The organism is Streptomyces sp. NPDC058751 (genome assembly GCF_042746485.1).
In the GTDB taxonomy this organism is placed as follows: domain Bacteria; phylum Actinomycetota; class Actinomycetes; order Streptomycetales; family Streptomycetaceae; genus Streptomyces.
The window spans coordinates 378,236-396,512 of record NZ_JBHYPZ010000001.1; the positions used below are offsets into that span (position 1 = coordinate 378,236).

Sequence of the window (18,277 nt, forward strand, 5' to 3'; positions counted from 1 at the left end):
CCCCGGCAGCACCCCCGCGGCTCAGTAGTCGCCGTCGCGCCGCCGCCGGCGGTCCTCCCTGCGCTCCTCGTGCCGCAGACGGCGCTCCTCGTGGCGCTCGCGGCGCTCCTCCTGGTGCTCGCGCATCAGGTCATGGGCCTCGTCGAGCGCGTCGAGCATGTGGTCGAGACCGCTGTTCCCGGAGCCGTGCAGCTCCTTGCGGGCCTCCCGGCGCTCCAGCTTCTCCTGCCGTCGCTCCTCCTTCAGGCGCTGGCGCTCGGCACGGGTGAGCTTGCGCTCCACCCCGACGCCGCCCCAGAAGGCGAACCCGGTGACGATCACCCGGGGCGCGCCGGGGTCACCCGGCCGACCCTCCTCGCGGTGGTCGAAGCCGCCCATGATGCCGATGCCGCGGACCACGACCTCGACGCCCGGCGGCACGATGACGTTCAACCCGCCCATGACCGCGACACAGTTGACGACGACCTCACGGTCCGCGAAGTTCGCCTCGCGCAGGTCTATCTCCCCGCCGCCCATGAAGGCGAAGGAGTTGAAGCGCTTCGGCACCGTCCAGCGGCCCTTGCGCTCGAAACCGGACAGGACCGCCACGGCCCACGAGGAAGAGCCCTCGCCGCCGACGATCCGCGATCCCCAACTCCCGTCGTCCACGGGCTGCTTGACCATGGAGACGCGAGGAGCCGTCGCCGCCCCCGGCAGATCGCGGGTGATCGGCGTCAACTCCCCGTAGGTACGGGCCGCGTACGTCGCCTCCAGCCGCTCCTCGAACTCCTCCATGTCGAGGCGGCCCTCCGCGAGGGCGTCCCTGAGCTGTTCGGCGACTCGTTCACGATCGGCGTCGGAGGCGCGCAGCTCCGGGAGTTCGTCGGTCATGGGCGCCAGCCTACGAGGTCCCCCGCCCGCGGGCCATCCTGCCCGCCCCCGCGGAAGCCCCGCTATCCCGCCGTCTTGCCGGCGTACATACGGCTGATGACCGCCTCGATGTCCGGCTCCCGCACCGAAAGGTCCATCAGCGGATACTCCGCCGCGATCCGCGCCACCAGCGGAGCGGCCGACATCGCGGCGGGGAAGGCGAGCCACTGGCGGGGCCCCTCCACCTTCACCACCCGTGCCGACTCCAGCTCGATCGGCGGCAGTTCCCGCTCCAGGTCCACGACGAGGGTCCGCTCGCTCTCCCCCACCTCGTGCAGCCCGCTCAGCGCGCCGTCGTACATCAGCCGCCCGTGGTCGATGACCATCACCCGGCGGCACAGCTGCTCGATGTCGGTGAGGTCGTGCGTGGTGAGCAGGACGGTCGTGCCCCGCTCGGCGTTCAGGTCCCGCAGGAACTCCCGGACCCGCACCTTGCTGACCACGTCGAGCCCGATCGTCGGCTCGTCGAGGTACAGCACCTCGGGATCGTGCAGCAGGGCCGCCGCGATGTCGCCGCGCATCCGCTGCCCCAGCGACAGCTGCCGCACCGGCACGTCCAACAGGGCTCCCAGCTCCAGGAGTTCGACACAGCGGTCGAGGTTCTCCCGGAACCGCGCGTCCGGCACCCGGTACATCCGGCGCATCAGCCGGTAGGAGTCGATCAGCGGGAGGTCCCACCACAGCGTCGTACGCTGTCCGAACACGACCCCGATCCGGCGCGCGACCCGGGTCCGCTCGCGCGCCGGGTCGAGACCGGCGACCCGCAGCCGGCCGCCGGACGGGGTGAGGATGCCGGTCAGCATCTTGATCGTCGTCGACTTGCCGGCGCCGTTCGGCCCGATGTAGCCGACCATCTCGCCGCGCCCCACGGTGAACGAGATCGAGTCGACGGCCCGTACCTGCCGCCGCTCGCCGCGCAGGAACCCCGTCCTCCTGCGCACGTCGAAGACCTTCTCGACCCCCTCCAGCTCGATGAACCCGTCCCGCCGGCCCGCCTCCCGGACCGGACCGGCCTGCTCCCTGTCTGCGGCGTCGGCCACGACCGTTCCCCTAACTTCCCGTGCTCCGGTAGGCGCGCAGCCCCGCGCGCCAGGCGATCCCGGCCAGCGCGCAGCACAGCGCCGCCACGGCCGGTGGTGCGAACGCGACCCACGTCGGCAGGTCGAGCGGATAGGGCCGCCCCAGCACGTACAGCGCGGGCAGCCAGTTGACGAAGGCGAGCGGGAGGACGAACGTCACCCCGCGCAGCATGTCCTTGGCGAACACGGTCGGCGGGTACTGCAGGAGCGTGTTGCCGCCGTACGTGAAGGAGTTCTGCACCTCGGAGGCGTCCTGCGCGAGGAACTGGAACGCCCCTCCGGCCACGAACACCGCCGAGAAGATCGCCGCGCCGCTGAGCAGCATCACCGGCATCATCAGCACCTTGAGCGGCGTCCAGTGGATGTCCAGGACGGCGAGGGCGTACCCGAGGACGAGCAGTCCCTGCGTGATCCGGCCGAGGCGGCGCAGCGCGAAACGGTCCGCGGCGACCTGGGCGAGCACCGGCACGGGACGCACCAGCAGGGTGTCCAGCGTGCCGTCGCGCACCCGGCGCCCCAGCCGGTCCATCGAGCCGAGCGCGAGGTCCGCGAACCCGAACGCGACACCGGACACCCCGTAGAGCAGGGCGACCTCGGGCAGGCTGTAGCCGCCCAGCCGGTCGACCCGCGAGAACATCAGCAGGATCGCCACGAAGTCGAGCGCGGTCGCCGCGAAGTTCCCGAAGGCGGTCATCGCGAAGGAGGCCCGGTAGGCCATCGTCGAGCGGATCCACATCGCGGCGATCAGCCGGTAGGCCCGCAGCCCGTCCCACAGCCGCTCGGACGCGCCCTGCCGCTCGAACGGCCGGAGGTCCACCTCCCGGACCACCGGCTCACGGAGCGGCCCGGCCCCGGCCCGCGCCGTCCGCGCCCGCCCCGGTTCCGGCACGCCCGCCGCACCCGTCCCGGCCCGCTCCCCCGCCGGACCCGTCGCGACCCCCGCACCCCGCTCCTCCGCCGGGTCAGCCACCCTGCACCACCACCCTCCGTGTCGCCACCGACTGGAGCAGCCGCCCGGCCGCCAGCAGCCCGACCGCCCAGGCGCCCTGCACCGCGTACGTGCCCAGCGGATCCGCCGTGCCGAGCAGGACGTCCACGGGCGCCTGGATCAGCGACGACCAGGGCAGCGCCCGTACGACCTCGCCCAGCGCGCCGGGAAAGACGTTCAGCGGCAGCAGCATCCCCGAGCAGAAGATCCCCGCGATGGAGGTCAGCTGGGCCACCCCCGCGCCGTCGAGCAGCCAGAACGCGGACAGCGCCACCAGGAAACGGATCGCGAACCCGACGACCACCCCGAGCGCGACCGCGACCAGGAAGGCGAGCCAGGCCAGCGGATCCGAGGGCAGCGCCAGATCGAAGACCAGCGCGCCGAACAGGAGCGGCACCACACCGCGGCCCAGCAGGTGGAACAGCGCCCGGCCCATGTCCTGGGCGAGCCACCACATCTGGAGGTCGGCCGGCCGGTAGAGGTCGATCGCGATGTCACCCGTACGGATTCGTTCGATCAGTTCGTCCTCGAAGCCGCCGCCCATCATCGCGACCACCATCAACAGCCCCTGGCTGAGCCACACGTAACTGAGCGCCTGCGCCCGGTCGTAGCCGCCGAGGTGCGGCTCGCTGTCCCACAGCGCGGTGAACAGGTACGCCAGGATCAGCCCGAAGACGGTGTTGGTGAAGACGCCGGCCGCGGTCGCGACCCGATAGGTGGCGTACCGCCGGAACCCGCTGCCCGCGACAGCCGCGTACAACCGCGCCGTGCCCACAACCCGTCCCTTTCCCCTGCGCCGAGCCAAAGCGCAGGAGCCTAGCCCCGGCCCGTCCCGGTCCGCCAGGCATTTTCCGGCGCGACGCGTGCCGGGATCGGGGATCGGAACACATGGTGCGAGAGTCTTCGTACGGGGCGAACCAGGCGTACGAGGGCGTACGGCGACGTACGACGCGAAACAGGAGTCCGGCGAACAGATGAGCGACGATCCGCAGCAGCGCAGCCAGGGCTGGGCACCCAGGGAACCGGAGGCGGGCCCGGGGCCGGGCGGACGGAACGGGCGGGGCGGACCGGGCACGCAGCAGAGGACGAGGCCCGGGCGGAAGCCGCGGCCGAAGCGCACCGGCCTGCGCAGAATCGTCCCGACCTGGCGCATGCTGCTCGGCACCGTCCTCGGCACGGCACTGCTCCTGGCCGGCCTCTTCGCACTCGGCTACGTCCTCGTCAAGATCCCCTCCGCCAACGCCGCCGCGGTCAAGCAGAGCAACGTCTTCCTGTACGCCGACGGCAGCGGGCTCGCCCGCGACGGCGACGTCAACCGCGAGAACGTCGCGCTGGAGCACATCTCCAAGGACGCCCAGCACGCCACCCTCGCCGCCGAGGACCGCGACTTCTACAGCGAGTCCGCCGTCGACCCCGGGGCGATGCTCCGCGCCGGCTGGAACACCGTCACCGGCAAGGGCCGGCAGTCCGGTTCGACCATCACCCAGCAGTACGTCAAGAACTACTACCTCGGCCAGGAACAGACCGTCACCCGGAAGGTCAAGGAGTTCTTCATCTCCGTCAAGCTCGACCGGGAGAAGAGCAAGGACGACATCCTGGAGGGCTACCTCAACACCAGCTACTACGGCCGCAACGCCTACGGCATCCAGGCCGCCGCCCAGGCCTACTACGACGTGAACGCCAGGGACCTCACCGTCGGCCAGGGCGCCTACCTCGCCGCCCTGCTCAACGCGCCCAGCGAGTACGACGTCATCGCGCACCCCGAGAACAGGGCGAGCGTCCTCGCCCGCTGGAACTACGTCCTCGACGGCATGGTCGAGCAGAAGTGGCTGACCCGGGCCGCCCGCGACCGCGTCACCTTCCCGGTCCCCGGGCAGGCCAGGGTCTCGGCGGGCCTGTCCGGCCAGCGCGGCTACCTCGTCCAGGCCGTGACCGCCTACCTGACCTCGAACGGGATCCTCGACGAGGACACGCTCACCCGCGGCGGCTACCGCATCACCACCACCCTCCAGAAGCCCAAGCAGGACGCCTTCGTGCGGGCCGTGAACGACCAGGTGACGGCCCGCCTCGACAAGGCGGACCGCAAGGTGGACACCTACGTCCGCGCCGGCGGCGTCGCCATCGACCCCGCCAGCGGCAAGGTCCTCGCGATGTACGGCGGCATCGACTACACCAAGCAGTACGTCAACAACGCCACCCGCCGCGACTACCAGGTCGGCTCCACCTTCAAGCCGTTCGTCTTCGCCGCGGCCGTCCAGAACGGCTCACAGACCCAGGACGGCCGCGACATCACCCCGAACACCGTCTACGACGGCACCGACCAGCGCCCCGTGCAGGGCTGGAACGGCGCCGCCTACGCGCCCGAGAACGAGGACGGCGGATCGTACGGGGACATCTCCGTGCGCACCGCCACCGACAGGTCCGTCAACTCGGTGTACGCGCAGATGGCCGTCGACGTCGGCCCCGCCCGCGTGGAGAAGACCGCCGTGGCGCTCGGCCTGCCCGCCGACACCCCCGACCTGACCGCCTCCCCCTCCATCGCGCTCGGCCCAGCCACCGCCAGCGTCCTCGACATGGCGGAGGCGTACGCCACGCTCGCCAACCACGGCAGGCACGGCACGTACACACTCGTCGAGAAGATCACCAAGGGCGGCGCGGAGACCGTGGAGCTGCCCGCCAGGCACGCGGTCCGGCAGGCCGTGAGCCGCGAGGCCGCCGACACGACGACCTCCATGCTCCAGAGCGTCGTCGACGGCGGCACCGGACAGGCCGCCCAGAGCGCGGGCCGGCCCGCCGCGGGCAAGACCGGCACGGCGGAGGAGGACACGGCCGCCTGGTTCGCGGGCTACACCCCCGAACTCGCCACCGTCGTCGCCGTGATGGGCCAGGACCCCGACACCGGCGCCCACAAGTCCCTGTACGGCGCCCTCGGACAGTCCCGCATCAACGGCGGGGGCTGCCCGGCACAGGTCTGGGCCCAGTTCACCCGGGACGCCCTGGAGGGGACCGAGGTGTCGGACTTCGACCTCCGGCTCCAGCCGGGCGCCGAGGAGACGTACGAGCCGGACGACGAGGACACCGACGACCCGGACACCACCGGCGACCAGGACGGCACCACCACGGACGGCACCACCACGGGCGACCACGAGGACACGGGCGTCACCCAGGGCGGGACGGGCGGCAGCGCACCGGCGACGGCGAACGGCCGGACCCCGGGACAGAGCCGGACCCCGGGCCGGCCCGAAGGACGGCCCCAGGGCCGGACCGACGGAGGCACCGACACCGGCGGCGGGACCACGGCCGCCACCACCGGCGGCACCCCCACGGGCGGGGGCACCGCCGGAACCACGGGAACCGCCGGAACCACCACCGGCGGCGTCACGAGCGGCACCACGGGCGCCACCGGCGGCTCCACGGGCGGCGGAGACGCCACGACAGGTACCGGGGTCAGATCCCCAGGTCCTTGATGATCTTCGCCACGTGTCCGGTCGCCTTCACGTTGTACAGCGCCCGCTCGACCTTGCCCTCCTCGTCCACGACCACCGTGGAACGGATGACCCCGACGACCGTCTTGCCGTACAGCTTCTTCTCGCCGAAGGCCCCGTACGCCTCCAGGACCGTCTTGTCGGGGTCACCGACCAGCGTGACCTTCAGCGACTCCTTCTCACGGAACTTGGCGAGCTTCTCGGGCTTGTCCGGGGAGACACCGATCACGTCGTAACCGGCGTCCGCCAGCAGCTCCAGGTTGTCCGTGAAGTCGCAGGCCTGCTTCGTGCATCCGGGAGTGAGGGCCGCCGGGTAGAAGTAGACGATGACCTTGCGGCCCTTGTGGCCGGCGAGGGAGACCTCGTTGCCGTCGGCATCGGGCAGGGTGAAGGCGGGGGCGGTGTCGCCGGGCTGGAGTCGCTCGCTCATCGGAACCTCACGTGACCAGGGGGACGGAATGGATACGGAACGAGCGTAATGGGGGGTGCCGGGGGGTGCGGTCCGGTACGAACTGACAGACTGTCCGAATCAGGGAGTCACTACACGACCACGGAGGCAGCGCGGTGTCGGATACGTCGAGAACGCCGGATACCAGGACTCCGGCGCAGATCGAGGCGGACATCAAGCACCGCCGCACAACGCTCGCCGACACGCTCGACGAGATCGGCGTACGGGTGCACCCGAAGACGATCGTCGGGGACGCCAAGGCGAGGGTCGCCTCGAACATCGACCACACCCTGGGACGCGCCTACGTCGGCGTCAACCGCGTCGTCGGCGACGTGAAGGGCCAGTTCGTCTCGGAGGACGGCGCGCCCCGGCTGGAGCGCATCGTGCCGGTGGCCCTCGTCGCGGTGGGACTCGTCGGGCTGCTCGTCCTCGGGACGCGGCGGCGCAAGGGCTGACCCGCCCGCGTACGAAACCGGCCGGGACAGGTAGGTTCGGGGCGTGAGCACCAACCGTGAAACGCACAGCACCCATGACGACAAGCTGCCCATCCGGATGCTGCACGACCGCGTGCTGGTACGGCAGGACGCCACCGAGGGCGAGCGGCGCTCCGGCGGCGGCATCCTGATCCCGGCTACGGCCGCCGTCGGCCGCCGCCTCGCCTGGGCCGACGTCGTCGCGGTCGGGCAGAACGTCCGTACGGTGGAGCCGGGCGACCGGGTCCTGTACGACCCCGAGGACCGGGCCGAGGTCGAGGTGCGCGGGATCGCCTACGTGCTGATGCGCGAGCGGGACCTGCACGCCGTGGCCGCGGACCGCTTCGAGGGGTCCGAGGACTCGACCGGCCTCTACCTGTAGGACACACGCCTCCGGAAGGGGCCGGTGACCATGGTCACCGGCCCCTTCCGCCGTTCCTTGCTACGGTGGAAGGACCCCGACGAGACGCGCCGTACCGGGTCCGCAAAGACGACGCACCCCTGCCGAGCCGTCGTCTCCCGGAGGTACCCGTCATGGCCTGGATCCTGCTGATCGTCGCCGGTCTGCTCGAAGTCGGCTGGTCGGTCGGGATGAAGTACACCGACGGATTCACCCGCCCGCTCCCCAGCGTCCTGACCGGCGCGGCCATCGTCGCGAGCATGGTCCTGCTGTCGCAGGCGGCCAGGACGCTCCCCATCGGCACCGCCTACGGCGTCTGGGTCGGCATCGGCGCGGCGGGCGCCGCGATCCTCGGCATGACCCTCCTGGACGAGCCCGCGACAGCGGCCCGCATCTTCTTCATCTGCCTGCTCCTGGCCTCGGTGGTGGGCCTGAAGGCCACCTCGGGCCACTGACCCTCCCCGAACCACCCCCTCACCGGGCGTAACCGTCCGATAAACGGTTCGTTAGCCCGTACGAGATCGCGAACGCGCGATCGGAACGGAGGGGGCAATGCCGGTCAGCCCGTACACCAAGGAACGCCTGACAGCGGCGGCTCGGACGTCGCGAACACTGTCCGAGGCACTGGGGAAGTTGGGGGTGGATCCAGGGAGTTCCAGGCGGAACTACATCCGGGAACGGATGAAGAAGCTGGGGGTGGACACTTCCCACTTCGAACGGGAGGGGGTCAAGTGGACGCGGGAGGTCCTTGAACCCGTGGTCGCCGTGTCCGTAAGCGTCAGCGAAGTCGTACGCCGACTCGGACTTGCCTCGGTCGGCGGCCACCAGGTCAACATCGCCAGACGCATCAAGGCCTGCGGGATTGACACCTCTCACTTCGCAGCGCGGGTCCAAACCGAACGGATGAGGCACAACCAGCGCCGCCGGAGCGCCGAAGAGATCCTCGTCGAGGACGAGTCGGCAGACGCCAGGCGCATCCCGGGACAACGACTCAAGAGAGCCATGCGGGAACTAGGCATCGAGGAACGCTGCGCCTTGTGCGATATCGAACCGTTCTGGATGGGGGAACCACTCCCCTTCGAGGTCGACCACATCGACGGCAACTGGCGCGACAACCGGATCGAGAATCTGCGCCTCCTTTGCCCCAACTGCCACTCCACAACGGATACTTACCGAGGACGGGGCAAGCACCACGTCAAAGGCTGTGCCTGATGAGCACCAGGCGCGCCCGACCCACGCACGACGAGTTGCGAGTGGCGATCACCGAATCGTTCTCGATCGCGGAAGCGCTGCGCCGCCTCGGGCGCGCGGACAACGGTTCTCAGCGCGCGAAGCTGCGCAAGTGGATCGCCGAGGACGCCCTCACGACCGCGCACTTTCTCGGCCAGGCCCATCAGCGAGGAAAGCCGAGCCCGACCGCACGCCCCGTTGAGGATGTTCTCGTACACCACGACGGCATGCATCGGATCAAGACCCCCCGTTTGCGGCGTGCCCTCTGCGCAGCGGGCGTCCCCGAGCAGTGCGCCACGTGCGGCGTCGGCCCCGTATGGCTCGGGAAACCCATGACGTTGGAAGTCGATCACATCAACGGCGACTGGCGTGACAACCGGCGCGAGAATCTGCGGCTGCTGTGCCCCAACTGTCATGCGATAACCAACACCTGGTGCCGCGGAGGCGATCGGCGACGTAGGCGGTGAAGGCGCAGCAGCGCCATGACCGTCAGCCCGCTACCATGGCTGGCAACTGGCGGTCGTTGCTGAATTGGCATAAGCGGGTGTTTTAGGGGCACCTGGGAGCAATCCCATGTGGGTTCGAGTCCCACCGGCCGCACGCCTCCAATCGAAGGGGCGGCTCGCAGAATCTGCGAGCCGACCCTTCGTCACCCAGAGCCTCAGCCCAACAGCTCCCGTACCACCGGTACCAATGCCCGGAACGCCTTGCCGCGGTGGCTGATCGCGTTCTTCTCCTCCGGTGTCAGTTCCGCGCACGTGCGGGACTCGTTCTCCGGCTGGAGGATCGGGTCGTAGCCGAAGCCGTTCGTGCCGGCGGGGGTGTGGCGGAGGGTGCCGAGCAGGCGGCCCTCCACGACGCGTTCCGTGCCGTCGGGCAGGGCGAGCGCCGCCGCGCAGGCGAAGTGGGCGCCCCGGTGCGGGGCGTCGATGTCGGAGAGCTGGGCGAGGAGCAGGTCCAGGTTGGCACGGTCGTCGCCGTGGCGGCCTGCCCAGCGGGCGGAGAAGATGCCGGGGGCGCCGTTCAGGACGTCGACGCACAGGCCGGAGTCGTCGGCGACGGCGGGCAGACCGGTGGCCCGGGCGAGGGCGTGGGCCTTCAGCAGGGCGTTCTCGGCGAAGGTGACGCCGGTTTCCTTGACGTCGGGGATGTCGGGGTAGGCGTCCGCGCCGACGAGGTCGTGGGTGAGTCCTGCGTCGGCGAGGATCGCCCTCAACTCGGTGATTTTTCCGGCGTTGCGGGTGGCGAGGATCAGGCGGGTCATGCCCGCCAGTATCGCCGAGTCCGCCCCGGCACCGGTTTCCGACGGCCCGCAGACCGGCTGGGGTCGGATTCCCGATGACCCGCGGCTCCCGGCCCCGGAGACGTCCGGGGCCGGGTTCCGGCCGGGCCCGGACGTGTCCGGTCAGCCGGGAGGCGTTACGGCGTGCACACCTTCGTCAGTTCGCCCGCCGCGGCCGTGACGGGGCTGATGTCGGGTGTCGCGTCGCCGTTCTTGACGGCCGTGCGGACGTTCGCGACGGCCTTGCTCAACTCGTCGACCGCCTTGTCGACGTCGGCGTTGTCGGTCTGGTCGCCGATCTTGTCGAGGTTGTTCTCGATGGCGTCGAGGGACTCGTCGGTCTGCGACGGGTCGTTCGCCGCGCTCTCGACGGCCTGCTGGAGATCGGTGACGCTGTCGGCTATCGCGTCGGCGGTCTGCACGCAGTCGAGCGCCTTGCTGACGGCGTCACAGCCGACGGCCGCCGGCAGGACGACGAGTGCGGCGACGGCGGCGAGTACGGCGGTACGGCGGCGATTGCGGTGGCGCGCGGCCATGGAACGGTCCCTCCCCGTGGGCGTGGTGTGGTGCGGCCACACCGACCGCATCGCACCGGTCCGCAGTGCGGTCGGCCCGATCCGCCCGGAGGGGCCGGTGGGCGCACGGCTGGACCGTACGCCCGTACCCATAAGAACGCTAAGGGTTAACCCGCGGTTGCTTCCGACGCCTCTTCGAGTACCGCGCGCTGGATGGCGGCGAGTTCGCCGCAGCCCGCGACGGCGAGGTCCAGCAGGGCGTTGAGCTCCTTGCGGTCGAAGGGCTCGGCCTCGGCGGTGCCCTGGACCTCGACGAAGCGGCCGTCGCCGGTGCACACGACGTTCATGTCGGTGTCGGCCTTGACGTCCTCCTCGTAGCGGAGGTCGAGGAGCGGGACGCCGCCGACGATGCCGACGGAGACCGCGGAGACCGTGCCGGTGAGCGGCTTGCGGCCGGGCTTGACGAGCTTCCTGCCCTGGGCCCAGGTGACGGCGTCGGCGAGGGCGACGTACGCGCCGGTGATGGCGGCGGTGCGGGTGCCGCCGTCGGCCTGGAGGACGTCGCAGTCGAGGACGATGGTGTTCTCGCCGAGCGCCTTGTAGTCGATGACGGCGCGCAGGGAGCGGCCGATGAGGCGGCTGATCTCGTGGGTGCGGCCGCCGATCTTGCCGCGGACGGACTCGCGGTCGCCGCGGGTGTTGGTGGCGCGGGGCAGCATGGAGTACTCGGCGGTGACCCAGCCCTCGCCGCTGCCCTTGCGCCAGCGGGGGACGCCTTCGGTGACGGAGGCCGTGCAGAAGACCTTGGTGTCGCCGAAGGAGACGAGGACGGAGCCCTCGGCATGCTTGCTCCAGCCACGCTGGATGGTGATGGGGCGCAGCTGTTCGGGGGTGCGGCCGTCGATGCGAGACATGGCGCCGAGCCTATCCGCACACGGGTGAGGGGCTGTCCGCCGGTGGCGGAAACAGCCCCTCACGGGTGAGCCGGTGCGGCTCCTGAAGCGGTGCGGCCCCGAAGCCGGTGCGGCTCCTGGAGCGGTGTGCGGCTCGCGGGGGCGGGTGGCTTCAGCGGGTCGTGCAGGTCACATCATGTCTTCGATCTCGGCGGCGATGGGGTCGGCGTCGGTTCCGATGACGACCTGGATGGCGCTGCCCATCTTGACGACGCCGTGGGCGCCGGCGGCCTTCAGGGCGGCCTCGTTGACGAGCGAGGGGTCGTTGACCTCGGTGCGCAGGCGGGTGATGCAGCCTTCGACCTCTTCGATGTTCTCGATGCCGCCGAGTCCGGCGACGATCTTCTCAGCCTTGGTGGCCATGTCCTACTCCCTGATCAGAACCGCTTTGTCGCAGTAACCCACAATTGGCCCAACTTCGCGAGCGGTCGTGTCGTAGGTGCCGAAAGATGGCGATCACGACAGAGCGACCCGTCGCCGACTGGTCTACACCAGTCGGCGGGCCGTCGCCAAACCGGCCCGCCCGGAGGACTCCCATGAGCGCCGTAAGTGACGTTTCGCCAGCACGCGCACGCTGGCACAAGGCTTTCCAGGGTCTGCAGAAGATGGGCCGCAGCCTGCAGTTGCCGATCGCGGTGCTGCCGGCCGCGGGCATCCTCAACCGGCTCGGCCAGCCGGACGTGTTCGGCGCGGACGGGCTCGGTTGGGACAACCTGTCCAAGGTGATCGGCGCGGCGGGTGGCGCGCTGCTGGACGGCAACCTCGGGCTGCCGATGCTGTTCTGCGTCGGCGTGGCCATCGGCATGGCGAAGAAGGCGGACGGCTCGACGGCGCTGGCGGCGGTCGTGGGCTTCCTCGTCTACTACAACGTGATGCGCGCGTTCCCGGAGACCTGCCCGGGCGGAAGCGTCAAGATCGCGCTGGGGTGCCAGCTGGAGGACAACTCGGTCGTCTCGTTCACCTACCAGAACCCCGGGGTGTTCGGCGGCATCATCATCGGGCTGATGTCGGCGTTCTTCTGGCAGCGTTACCACCGTACGAAGCTGGTGGACTGGCTGGGCTTCTTCAACGGCCGCCGTCTGGTGCCGATCATCATGGCGTTCGTGTCCATGGCGTTCGCGGTCCTGTGCCTGTGGGTCTGGCCGCCGATCGGTGACGGGCTGGAGAACTTCAGCGACTGGCTGGTGGGCCTGGGGGCGTGGGGATCGGGCGTGTTCGGCCTGGCGAACCGGGCGCTGCTGGTGATCGGTCTGCACCAGTTCCTGAACGTGCCCATCTGGTTCCAGTTCGGCACCTACGTCAAGCCGGACGGCACGGAGGTGCACGGCGACATCAACATGTTCCTGGCGGGCGACCCGGACGCGGGGCAGTTCCTCACGGGCTTCTTCCCGATCATGATGTTCGCGCTGCCGGCGGCGGCGCTCGCGATGACGCACACCGCGAAGCCGCACCGCCGCAAGGAGGTGGGCGGCCTGATGCTGTCGGTGGCGCTGACGTCGTTCGTCACGGGCATCACCGAACCGATCGAGTACTCGTTCCTGTTCATCGCCCCGCTGCTGTACGCGGTGCACGCGGTGCTCACGGGCGTGTCGATGGCGGTGACATGGGGGCTCGGGGTGCACGACGGGTTCAGCTTCTCGGCAGGCCTGATCGACTACATCATCAACTGGAACCTGGCGACGAAACCGTGGCTGATCATTCCGATCGGGCTGTGCTTCGCGGTGGTGTACTACGTGATCTTCCGGTTCGCGATCACGAAGTTCGACCTGAAGACTCCGGGGCGCGAGCCGGAGGAGGAGGTCGAGGACACGACGAAGGCGTAGCCGCCGCGCCCGCCGCTTCCCCGGAAGACCCCTCGCACGGAAGGCCCTTGGACCTGCTGGTCCGGGGGCCTCCGGCATGTCCCGCCCCTCGACCGGAGCAAGTTATTCCGGTTACGGCCGGTAGATAAAAATCAAGCCTTCCTTATCCAGCCTTCACCATGCTAGAAACAGGTCTACACCACTGCTGGTGTAGACCACATGGTCGCTGCCGACCCCTGCCCTACCTTCCTGTCGCCCCGGCAGCGCCATTGCATGGAGGAACTATGAGCACCGCCACCGCATCGGCGGCACCCGCGAAGAAGCGGGGAACCAGCCTGTTCCAGGGCCTGCAGAAGGTCGGCCGCAGCCTGCAGCTGCCGATCGCCGTCCTTCCGGCGGCGGGTCTCCTGCTGCGACTCGGTCAGCAGGACGTCCACGACAAGCTGAACCTGCCCGACAAGGTCTCGGCGGTCTTCGCCACGGCCGGCGGTGCGATCTTCGACAACCTGTCGCTGCTGTTCTGCGTCGGTGTCGCGATCGGCTTCGCCAAGAAGTCGGACGGTTCCACCGCCCTCGCGGCCCTGGTCGGCTTCCTGGTCTACAGCAACGTCCTCAAGGCGTTCCCCGTCACCGAGGCGAAGGTCCAGGCGGGCGCGGACATAGCGGCCACCTACAACAACCCCGGTGTCCTCGGCGGCATCGTCATGGGTCTGCTGTCCGCCGTGCTGTGGCAGCGCTACCACCGCAAGCAGCTGGTGGACTGGCTCGGCTTCTTCAACGGCCGCCGCCTGGTGCCGATCATCATGGCGTTCGTCGGCACGGCCATGGGCGTCTTCTTCGGTCTGGTCTGGGAGCCGATCGGCGAGGGCATCTCGAACTTCGGTGAGTGGATCACCGGCCTGGGCGCCGTCGGCGCGGGTCTGTTCGGCCTCATCAACCGCGCGCTGATCCCGGTCGGCATGCACCAGTTCGTCAACACCGTGTCCTGGTTCCAGATCGGTGACTTCACGAACTCCGCCGGTGACGTCGTCCACGGTGACCTCAACCGGTTCTTCGCCGGCGACCCGACCGCCGGACAGTTCATGTCGGGCTTCTTCCCCATCATGATGTTCGGTCTGCCGGCCGCCGCGATCGCCATCGCGCACTCCGCCCGCCCCGAGCGCCGCAAGGCCGTGACGGGCATGATGATCTCGCTGGCGCTGACCTCCTTCGTGACGGGCGTGACCGAGCCGATCGAGTTCGCGTTCATGTTCATCGCGCCGCTGCTCTACGTGATCCACGCGGTGCTGACCGCCCTGTCCCTGGCGATCACCTGGGCACTCGGTGTCCACGCGGGCTTCACCTTCTCCGCGGGCTTCATCGACTACGCGCTCAACTGGAACCTGGCCACCAAGCCCTGGATGATCATCCCGATCGGCCTGGTCTTCGCGGCGATCTACTACGCGGTCTTCCGCTTCGCGATCACCAAGTTCAACCTCCCCACCCCGGGCCGTGAGCCCGAGGAGGAGATCGAGGACCTCACCAAGGCGTGAGCCCTCCCCCAGCACGGCGGAAGGCCCCCGGAACCCGATGGTTCCGGGGGCCTTCGCGCGCTCCGCGGGGCCTCAGACCTCGTACGTGGCCCCCGGCACCGCCAGTTCCGCCGGGCCGTCGTACGCCGAGCGGGCGTCCGCCAGGTTGGTGCCGGCGTCCGTCCACGGGGGGATGTGGGTGAGGACCAGGCGGCGGGCACCCGCGCGGGCCGCGGTCTCGCCGGCCTCGAGGCCGTTGAGGTGGAGGCCGGGGATGTTCTCCTTGCCGTGGGTGAACGCGGCCTCGCACAGGAACAGGTCCGTGTCGCGGGCGAGTTCGTCCAGGGTCTCGGTCACCCCGGTGTCACCGGAGTACGTCAACGACCGTCCGCCGTGCTCCACCCGGATGCCGTACGCCTCCACCGGGTGCGCCACCCGTTCGGTGTGCACGGTGAAGGGGCCGACCTCGAACGTGGACGGCTTGACCGTGTGGAAGTCGAAGACCTCGCTCATGGACGAGGCGGTGGGGGTGTCGGCGTAGGCCGTGGTGAGACGGTGCTCGGTGCCTTCGGGACCGTAGACCGGGAGGGGGTCGCAGCGGCCGCCGTCGTGCCGGTAGTAGCGCGCGACGAAGTAGGCGCACATGTCGATGCAGTGGTCGGCGTGCAGATGGCTCAGGAAGATCGCGTCGAGGTCGTAGAGACCGCAGTGACGCTGCAGCTCTCCCAGGGCACCGTTGCCCAGGTCGAGAAGCAGCCGGAAGCCGTCGGCCTCGACGAGGTAGCTCGAGCAGGCCGATTCCGCGGACGGGAACGACCCCGAGCAGCCGACGACGGTGAGCTTCATAAAGCAGAAACCTCCGCTGGCGGGTAGCGGCTGGAAAGGGGGAGGACGGGGGTCGTGCGGTCCGTCGAGCGTAAGGCGCGAAACGGCCGGTCGCTCCTCCGCCAGGGGCTGTTGTGGGCGAACTCACCTGTGCTGTCACCGGTTCGGATGGACGTGAGGGGCGGTGTTTGGATCAGTTCGGACGCCGCCCCCGCGGATGCCGGGTGACCGCAGGGCGGGCGGGGGCACACGAGCGCCGGTACCTTCTGTGCTGTGGACACGTCCTGGTGGCTCGCGTTGGCGGCGGTGGTTCTGCTCGCGCTGGTGGCGGCGCTGGTGGACGGCTGGGGGCGCCGCGGGCGCCGGCCGTCCGGGCGGACGCGTCCGCCGGGGCGGGGGCGGGGACCCCGACCGGGCGGGACCCGGCGGGACGGGCCGCTGCCGCGGGCGGCGGAGATCTGGTGGGCGAACGTTCCCTACGAGGACGGCCCGGGGGCCAAGGACCGGCCGTGCCTGGTGCTGGTGGTGCGCGGCAAACGGGTGACCGTCGCGAAGATCACCAGCAAGTACCACGACGAGCGGCCCGGGGTGATCCCGCTGCCGCCGGGGGCCGTGGGGGACGCGCAGGGGCGGCCGAGTTTCCTGGAGACGGACGAGCTGCGGGAGGTGCCCGTCGGCGATTTCCGGCGGCGGGTCGGCGTGGTGGACCCGGTCCTGTGGGACCAGGTCCGTTATCTGGCGGGCTGAGGCTTCGGCCGCCCGGCGGGCCGGGGCGCTCCGGCGGTTCCGCGGAGACGCCGAGGGGCGCGGGAACCGTCGACCGGTCCGCGCGCCCCTGGGTTCGTCCTGTGTGCCCCAGGACCTGTCCGGACCTAGGCCCAGAGCTGGCCCTGCAGCGTCTCGATGGCCTCTTCGGTCGTGGCCGCCGTGTAGACGCCCGTCGACAGGTACTTCCAGCCGCCGTCGGCGACCACGAAGGCGATGTCGGCGGACTCCCCGGCCCTGACGGCCTTGTTGCCGACGCCGATCGCGGCGTGCAGCGCGGCCCCGGTGGAGACGCCCGCGAAGATGCCCTCCTGCTGGAGGAGTTCCCGGGTGCGGGTGACCGCGTCCGCCGAGCCGACGGAGAAGCGGGTGGTGAGGACCGAGGCGTCGTACAGCTCCGGCACGAAGCCCTCGTCCAGGTTCCTGAGGCCGTAGACCAGGTCGTCGTAGCGCGGCTCCGCTGCGACGATCTTGACGTCCGGCTTCTGCTCGCGCAGGTAGCGGCCGACACCCATGAGGGTGCCGGTGGTGCCGAGGCCCGCCACGAAGTGGGTGATGGACGGGAGGTCGGCGAGGATCTCCGGGCCCGTCGTGGCGTAGTGGGCTCCGGCGTTGTCCGGGTTGCCGTACTGGTAGAGCATCACCCAGTCGGGGTGCTGCGCGGAGAGTTCCTTGGCGACGCGCACGGCGGTGTTGGAGCCGCCTGCGGCCGGGCTGGAGATGATCTCGGCGCCCCACATGCCGAGCAGGTCACGGCGTTCCTGGGAGGTGTTCTCGGGCATCACGCAGACCATGCGGTAGCCCTTGAGCTTCGCCGCCATGGCCAGGGAGATGCCGGTGTTGCCGCTGGTCGGCTCCAGGATCGTGCAGCCCGGTGTCAGACGGCCGTCCTTCTCTGCCTGCTCGATCATGTGGAGGGCCGGCCGGTCCTTGACGGAACCGGTCGGGTTGCGGTCCTCCAGCTTCGCCCAGATACGGACGTCCGCGGACGGCGACAGCCGCGGCAGGCGCACCAAGGGGGTGTTGCCCACCGCGGCGAGCGGGGAGTCGTAGCGCATCGGTGACCAGGGTCCGATCAGGCCATGCCGCCGGCCACGGCCGGCAGGATGGTGACGCTGTCGCCGTCGGTGAGCTTGGTGTTGATGCCGTCGAGGAAGCGGACGTCCTCGTCGTTGAGGTAGACGTTGACGAAACGGCGCAGCTCGCCGTTGTCCACGATCCGGTCCCGGATGCCCGTGTGACGGGTGTCGAGGTCGGTGAACAGCTCGGCGAGGGTCTCCCCGCCGCCCTCGACGGCCTTCTCGCCGTCGGTGTAGGTGCGGAGGATGGTGGGGATGCGGACCTCGATGGCCATGGTTGCGGGCTCCTGTCGGAAGGAAAGTCAGGTCGGACGACGCGCGGCAGCGCGGGCAGGGCAGGGGTACACCGGTTGCGGGGCCGCGGCTCTCCGGCCGTACGGCGGCAGGTCAGTGCGTACAGATGGCGCTCTGCAGCCTGCAGAGGTCGACGTGCAGCCGCGCCACGAGCAGTGTGCCCGGCGTCTTCTCGCTCACGTCGTTCAGAACCATGGGCTCATCGTATCGATTCCCGGTACGGACTCCGGAGTGTGATC

The 18,277-nt window shown here is 70.1% G+C and carries 22 protein-coding genes, 1 tRNA gene and 1 riboswitch; of the genes, 10 read left to right on the top strand and 13 right to left on the bottom strand.

Going from position 1 to position 18,277, the window contains the following annotated elements; all coding sequences use genetic code 11:
* Positions 1–21: 21 nt before the first annotated feature.
* From ACFW6B_RS01610 to ACFW6B_RS01625, 4 genes are all read right to left on the bottom strand, one after another.
* The gene (locus ACFW6B_RS01610; RefSeq protein ID WP_386591263.1) at positions 22–870 is read right to left on the bottom strand and encodes a DUF1707 domain-containing protein; all 849 of its coding nucleotides are present in this window, start codon (positions 868–870) and stop codon (positions 22–24) included.
* Between the two features lie 62 nt (positions 871–932).
* A complete protein-coding gene (locus ACFW6B_RS01615; RefSeq protein ID WP_386591381.1) occupies positions 933–1,883 on the bottom strand; it encodes an ATP-binding cassette domain-containing protein in 951 nt (316 codons plus the stop codon).
* A gap of 76 nt (positions 1,884–1,959) precedes the next feature.
* The gene (locus ACFW6B_RS01620) at positions 1,960–2,817 is read right to left on the bottom strand and encodes an ABC transporter permease (RefSeq protein ID WP_386591382.1); all 858 of its coding nucleotides are present in this window, start codon (positions 2,815–2,817) and stop codon (positions 1,960–1,962) included.
* 133 nt (positions 2,818–2,950) lie between these two features.
* The gene (locus tag ACFW6B_RS01625; protein WP_386591265.1) at positions 2,951–3,751 is read right to left on the bottom strand and encodes an ABC transporter permease; all 801 of its coding nucleotides are present in this window, start codon (positions 3,749–3,751) and stop codon (positions 2,951–2,953) included.
* A 199-nt stretch (positions 3,752–3,950) separates the two neighbouring features.
* Here ACFW6B_RS01625 and ACFW6B_RS01630 point away from each other — a divergent pair, with 199 nt between their 5' ends.
* Positions 3,951–6,443 carry a transglycosylase domain-containing protein gene (locus ACFW6B_RS01630; protein ID WP_386591266.1) on the top strand — a complete coding sequence of 831 codons (2,493 nt, stop codon included), beginning with the start codon at positions 3,951–3,953 and terminating at the stop codon, positions 6,441–6,443.
* On the opposite strand, the gene bcp is transcribed toward ACFW6B_RS01630, so the two are convergent.
* Positions 6,424–6,891: a thioredoxin-dependent thiol peroxidase gene (gene bcp / locus ACFW6B_RS01635; protein WP_386591267.1), complete on the bottom strand. Its 468-nt coding sequence runs from the start codon at positions 6,889–6,891 to the stop codon at positions 6,424–6,426. The genes ACFW6B_RS01630 and bcp overlap by 20 nt on opposite strands.
* Positions 6,892–7,025: 134 nt before the next feature.
* On the opposite strand from bcp, the gene ACFW6B_RS01640 reads away from it, so the two are divergent.
* From ACFW6B_RS01640 to ACFW6B_RS01665, 6 genes are all read left to right on the top strand, one after another.
* Positions 7,026–7,364, top strand: coding sequence for a DUF3618 domain-containing protein (locus ACFW6B_RS01640; RefSeq protein ID WP_386591268.1), 339 nt, complete (start codon positions 7,026–7,028; stop codon positions 7,362–7,364).
* 97 nt (positions 7,365–7,461) lie between these two features.
* On the top strand, positions 7,462–7,764 hold the full coding sequence (locus ACFW6B_RS01645) for a GroES family chaperonin (RefSeq protein WP_386591383.1): 303 nt from the start codon (positions 7,462–7,464) through the stop codon (positions 7,762–7,764).
* A gap of 49 nt (positions 7,765–7,813) precedes the next feature.
* A riboswitch (guanidine-III (ykkC-III) riboswitch) is annotated at positions 7,814–7,882 on the top strand.
* 34 nt (positions 7,883–7,916) lie between these two features.
* Positions 7,917–8,237 carry a DMT family transporter gene (locus ACFW6B_RS01650; RefSeq protein WP_386591269.1) on the top strand — a complete coding sequence of 107 codons (321 nt, stop codon included), beginning with the start codon at positions 7,917–7,919 and terminating at the stop codon, positions 8,235–8,237.
* A 97-nt stretch (positions 8,238–8,334) separates the two neighbouring features.
* Entirely contained in the window at positions 8,335–8,994 is a 660-nt protein-coding gene (locus ACFW6B_RS01655; RefSeq protein ID WP_386591270.1) for an HNH endonuclease signature motif containing protein, read from the top strand.
* Positions 8,994–9,479 carry an HNH endonuclease gene (locus ACFW6B_RS01660; protein WP_386591271.1) on the top strand — a complete coding sequence of 162 codons (486 nt, stop codon included), beginning with the start codon at positions 8,994–8,996 and terminating at the stop codon, positions 9,477–9,479. Before ACFW6B_RS01655 ends, ACFW6B_RS01660 begins: the two co-directional genes overlap by 1 nt.
* Positions 9,480–9,528: 49 nt before the next feature.
* Positions 9,529–9,612: transfer RNA gene (locus tag ACFW6B_RS01665), tRNA-Leu, on the top strand.
* Between the two features lie 61 nt (positions 9,613–9,673).
* Here the strand turns inward: ACFW6B_RS01665 and rdgB are convergent.
* The 4 genes from rdgB to ACFW6B_RS01685 form a co-directional block, all read right to left on the bottom strand.
* Complete coding sequence (gene rdgB / locus ACFW6B_RS01670) at positions 9,674–10,276, bottom strand: RdgB/HAM1 family non-canonical purine NTP pyrophosphatase (protein ID WP_386591272.1); 603 nt, start codon at positions 10,274–10,276, stop codon at positions 9,674–9,676.
* 155 nt (positions 10,277–10,431) lie between these two features.
* Positions 10,432–10,830, bottom strand: a complete 399-nt coding sequence (locus ACFW6B_RS01675) for a hypothetical protein (protein ID WP_386591274.1) — start codon at positions 10,828–10,830, stop codon at positions 10,432–10,434.
* Between the two features lie 146 nt (positions 10,831–10,976).
* Positions 10,977–11,723 (bottom strand): ribonuclease PH, encoded by a 747-nt coding sequence (gene rph / locus ACFW6B_RS01680; protein WP_386591275.1) that lies wholly within the window; start codon positions 11,721–11,723, stop codon positions 10,977–10,979.
* A gap of 168 nt (positions 11,724–11,891) precedes the next feature.
* Entirely contained in the window at positions 11,892–12,125 is a 234-nt protein-coding gene (locus tag ACFW6B_RS01685; protein ID WP_386591277.1) for a glucose PTS transporter subunit EIIB, read from the bottom strand.
* A gap of 173 nt (positions 12,126–12,298) precedes the next feature.
* On the opposite strand from ACFW6B_RS01685, the gene ACFW6B_RS01690 reads away from it, so the two are divergent.
* Complete coding sequence (locus ACFW6B_RS01690) at positions 12,299–13,585, top strand: PTS transporter subunit EIIC (RefSeq protein ID WP_386591278.1); 1,287 nt, start codon at positions 12,299–12,301, stop codon at positions 13,583–13,585.
* A 263-nt stretch (positions 13,586–13,848) separates the two neighbouring features.
* Positions 13,849–15,096, top strand: a complete 1,248-nt coding sequence (locus ACFW6B_RS01695; protein ID WP_386591279.1) for a PTS transporter subunit EIIC — start codon at positions 13,849–13,851, stop codon at positions 15,094–15,096.
* Positions 15,097–15,168: 72 nt separating this feature from the next.
* Here the strand turns inward: ACFW6B_RS01695 and ACFW6B_RS01700 are convergent, their stop codons facing one another.
* Complete coding sequence (locus ACFW6B_RS01700; RefSeq protein WP_386591280.1) at positions 15,169–15,921, bottom strand: MBL fold metallo-hydrolase; 753 nt, start codon at positions 15,919–15,921, stop codon at positions 15,169–15,171.
* Positions 15,922–16,173: 252 nt separating this feature from the next.
* On the opposite strand from ACFW6B_RS01700, the gene ACFW6B_RS01705 reads away from it, so the two are divergent.
* Positions 16,174–16,647 carry a type II toxin-antitoxin system PemK/MazF family toxin gene (locus tag ACFW6B_RS01705; RefSeq protein WP_386591281.1) on the top strand — a complete coding sequence of 158 codons (474 nt, stop codon included), beginning with the start codon at positions 16,174–16,176 and terminating at the stop codon, positions 16,645–16,647.
* Positions 16,648–16,772: 125 nt separating this feature from the next.
* Here the strand turns inward: ACFW6B_RS01705 and ACFW6B_RS01710 are convergent, their stop codons facing one another.
* The 3 genes from ACFW6B_RS01710 to ACFW6B_RS01720 all read right to left on the bottom strand — a co-directional run bounded on the left by ACFW6B_RS01710 (position 16,773) and on the right by ACFW6B_RS01720 (position 18,233).
* Positions 16,773–17,723: a PLP-dependent cysteine synthase family protein gene (locus tag ACFW6B_RS01710; RefSeq protein ID WP_386591282.1), complete on the bottom strand. Its 951-nt coding sequence runs from the start codon at positions 17,721–17,723 to the stop codon at positions 16,773–16,775.
* 17 nt (positions 17,724–17,740) lie between these two features.
* A complete protein-coding gene (locus ACFW6B_RS01715; RefSeq protein ID WP_386591283.1) occupies positions 17,741–18,019 on the bottom strand; it encodes a MoaD/ThiS family protein in 279 nt (92 codons plus the stop codon).
* Between the two features lie 112 nt (positions 18,020–18,131).
* Positions 18,132–18,233: a putative leader peptide gene (locus tag ACFW6B_RS01720; protein WP_386591284.1), complete on the bottom strand. Its 102-nt coding sequence runs from the start codon at positions 18,231–18,233 to the stop codon at positions 18,132–18,134.
* Between the last annotated feature and the right edge of the window lie 44 nt (positions 18,234–18,277).

Coding starts and splice junctions, on each gene's coding strand:
- ACFW6B_RS01610 (WP_386591263.1), bottom strand. CDS start 870: ATGACCGACGAACTCCCGGAGCTGCGCGCCTCCGACGCCGATCGTGAA.
- ACFW6B_RS01630 (WP_386591266.1), top strand. CDS start 3,951: ATGAGCGACGATCCGCAGCAGCGCAGCCAGGGCTGGGCACCCAGGGAA.
- bcp (WP_386591267.1), bottom strand. CDS start 6,891: ATGAGCGAGCGACTCCAGCCCGGCGACACCGCCCCCGCCTTCACCCTG.
- ACFW6B_RS01645 (WP_386591383.1), top strand. CDS start 7,462: ATGCTGCACGACCGCGTGCTGGTACGGCAGGACGCCACCGAGGGCGAG.
- ACFW6B_RS01650 (WP_386591269.1), top strand. CDS start 7,917: ATGGCCTGGATCCTGCTGATCGTCGCCGGTCTGCTCGAAGTCGGCTGG.
- ACFW6B_RS01655 (WP_386591270.1), top strand. CDS start 8,335: ATGCCGGTCAGCCCGTACACCAAGGAACGCCTGACAGCGGCGGCTCGG.
- ACFW6B_RS01660 (WP_386591271.1), top strand. CDS start 8,994: ATGAGCACCAGGCGCGCCCGACCCACGCACGACGAGTTGCGAGTGGCG.
- rdgB (WP_386591272.1), bottom strand. CDS start 10,276: ATGACCCGCCTGATCCTCGCCACCCGCAACGCCGGAAAAATCACCGAG.
- ACFW6B_RS01675 (WP_386591274.1), bottom strand. CDS start 10,830: ATGGCCGCGCGCCACCGCAATCGCCGCCGTACCGCCGTACTCGCCGCC.
- rph (WP_386591275.1), bottom strand. CDS start 11,723: ATGTCTCGCATCGACGGCCGCACCCCCGAACAGCTGCGCCCCATCACC.
- ACFW6B_RS01685 (WP_386591277.1), bottom strand. CDS start 12,125: ATGGCCACCAAGGCTGAGAAGATCGTCGCCGGACTCGGCGGCATCGAG.
- ACFW6B_RS01690 (WP_386591278.1), top strand. CDS start 12,299: ATGAGCGCCGTAAGTGACGTTTCGCCAGCACGCGCACGCTGGCACAAG.
- ACFW6B_RS01695 (WP_386591279.1), top strand. CDS start 13,849: ATGAGCACCGCCACCGCATCGGCGGCACCCGCGAAGAAGCGGGGAACC.
- ACFW6B_RS01700 (WP_386591280.1), bottom strand. CDS start 15,921: ATGAAGCTCACCGTCGTCGGCTGCTCGGGGTCGTTCCCGTCCGCGGAA.
- ACFW6B_RS01710 (WP_386591282.1), bottom strand. CDS start 17,723: ATGCGCTACGACTCCCCGCTCGCCGCGGTGGGCAACACCCCCTTGGTG.
- ACFW6B_RS01715 (WP_386591283.1), bottom strand. CDS start 18,019: ATGGCCATCGAGGTCCGCATCCCCACCATCCTCCGCACCTACACCGAC.
- ACFW6B_RS01720 (WP_386591284.1), bottom strand. CDS start 18,233: ATGGTTCTGAACGACGTGAGCGAGAAGACGCCGGGCACACTGCTCGTG.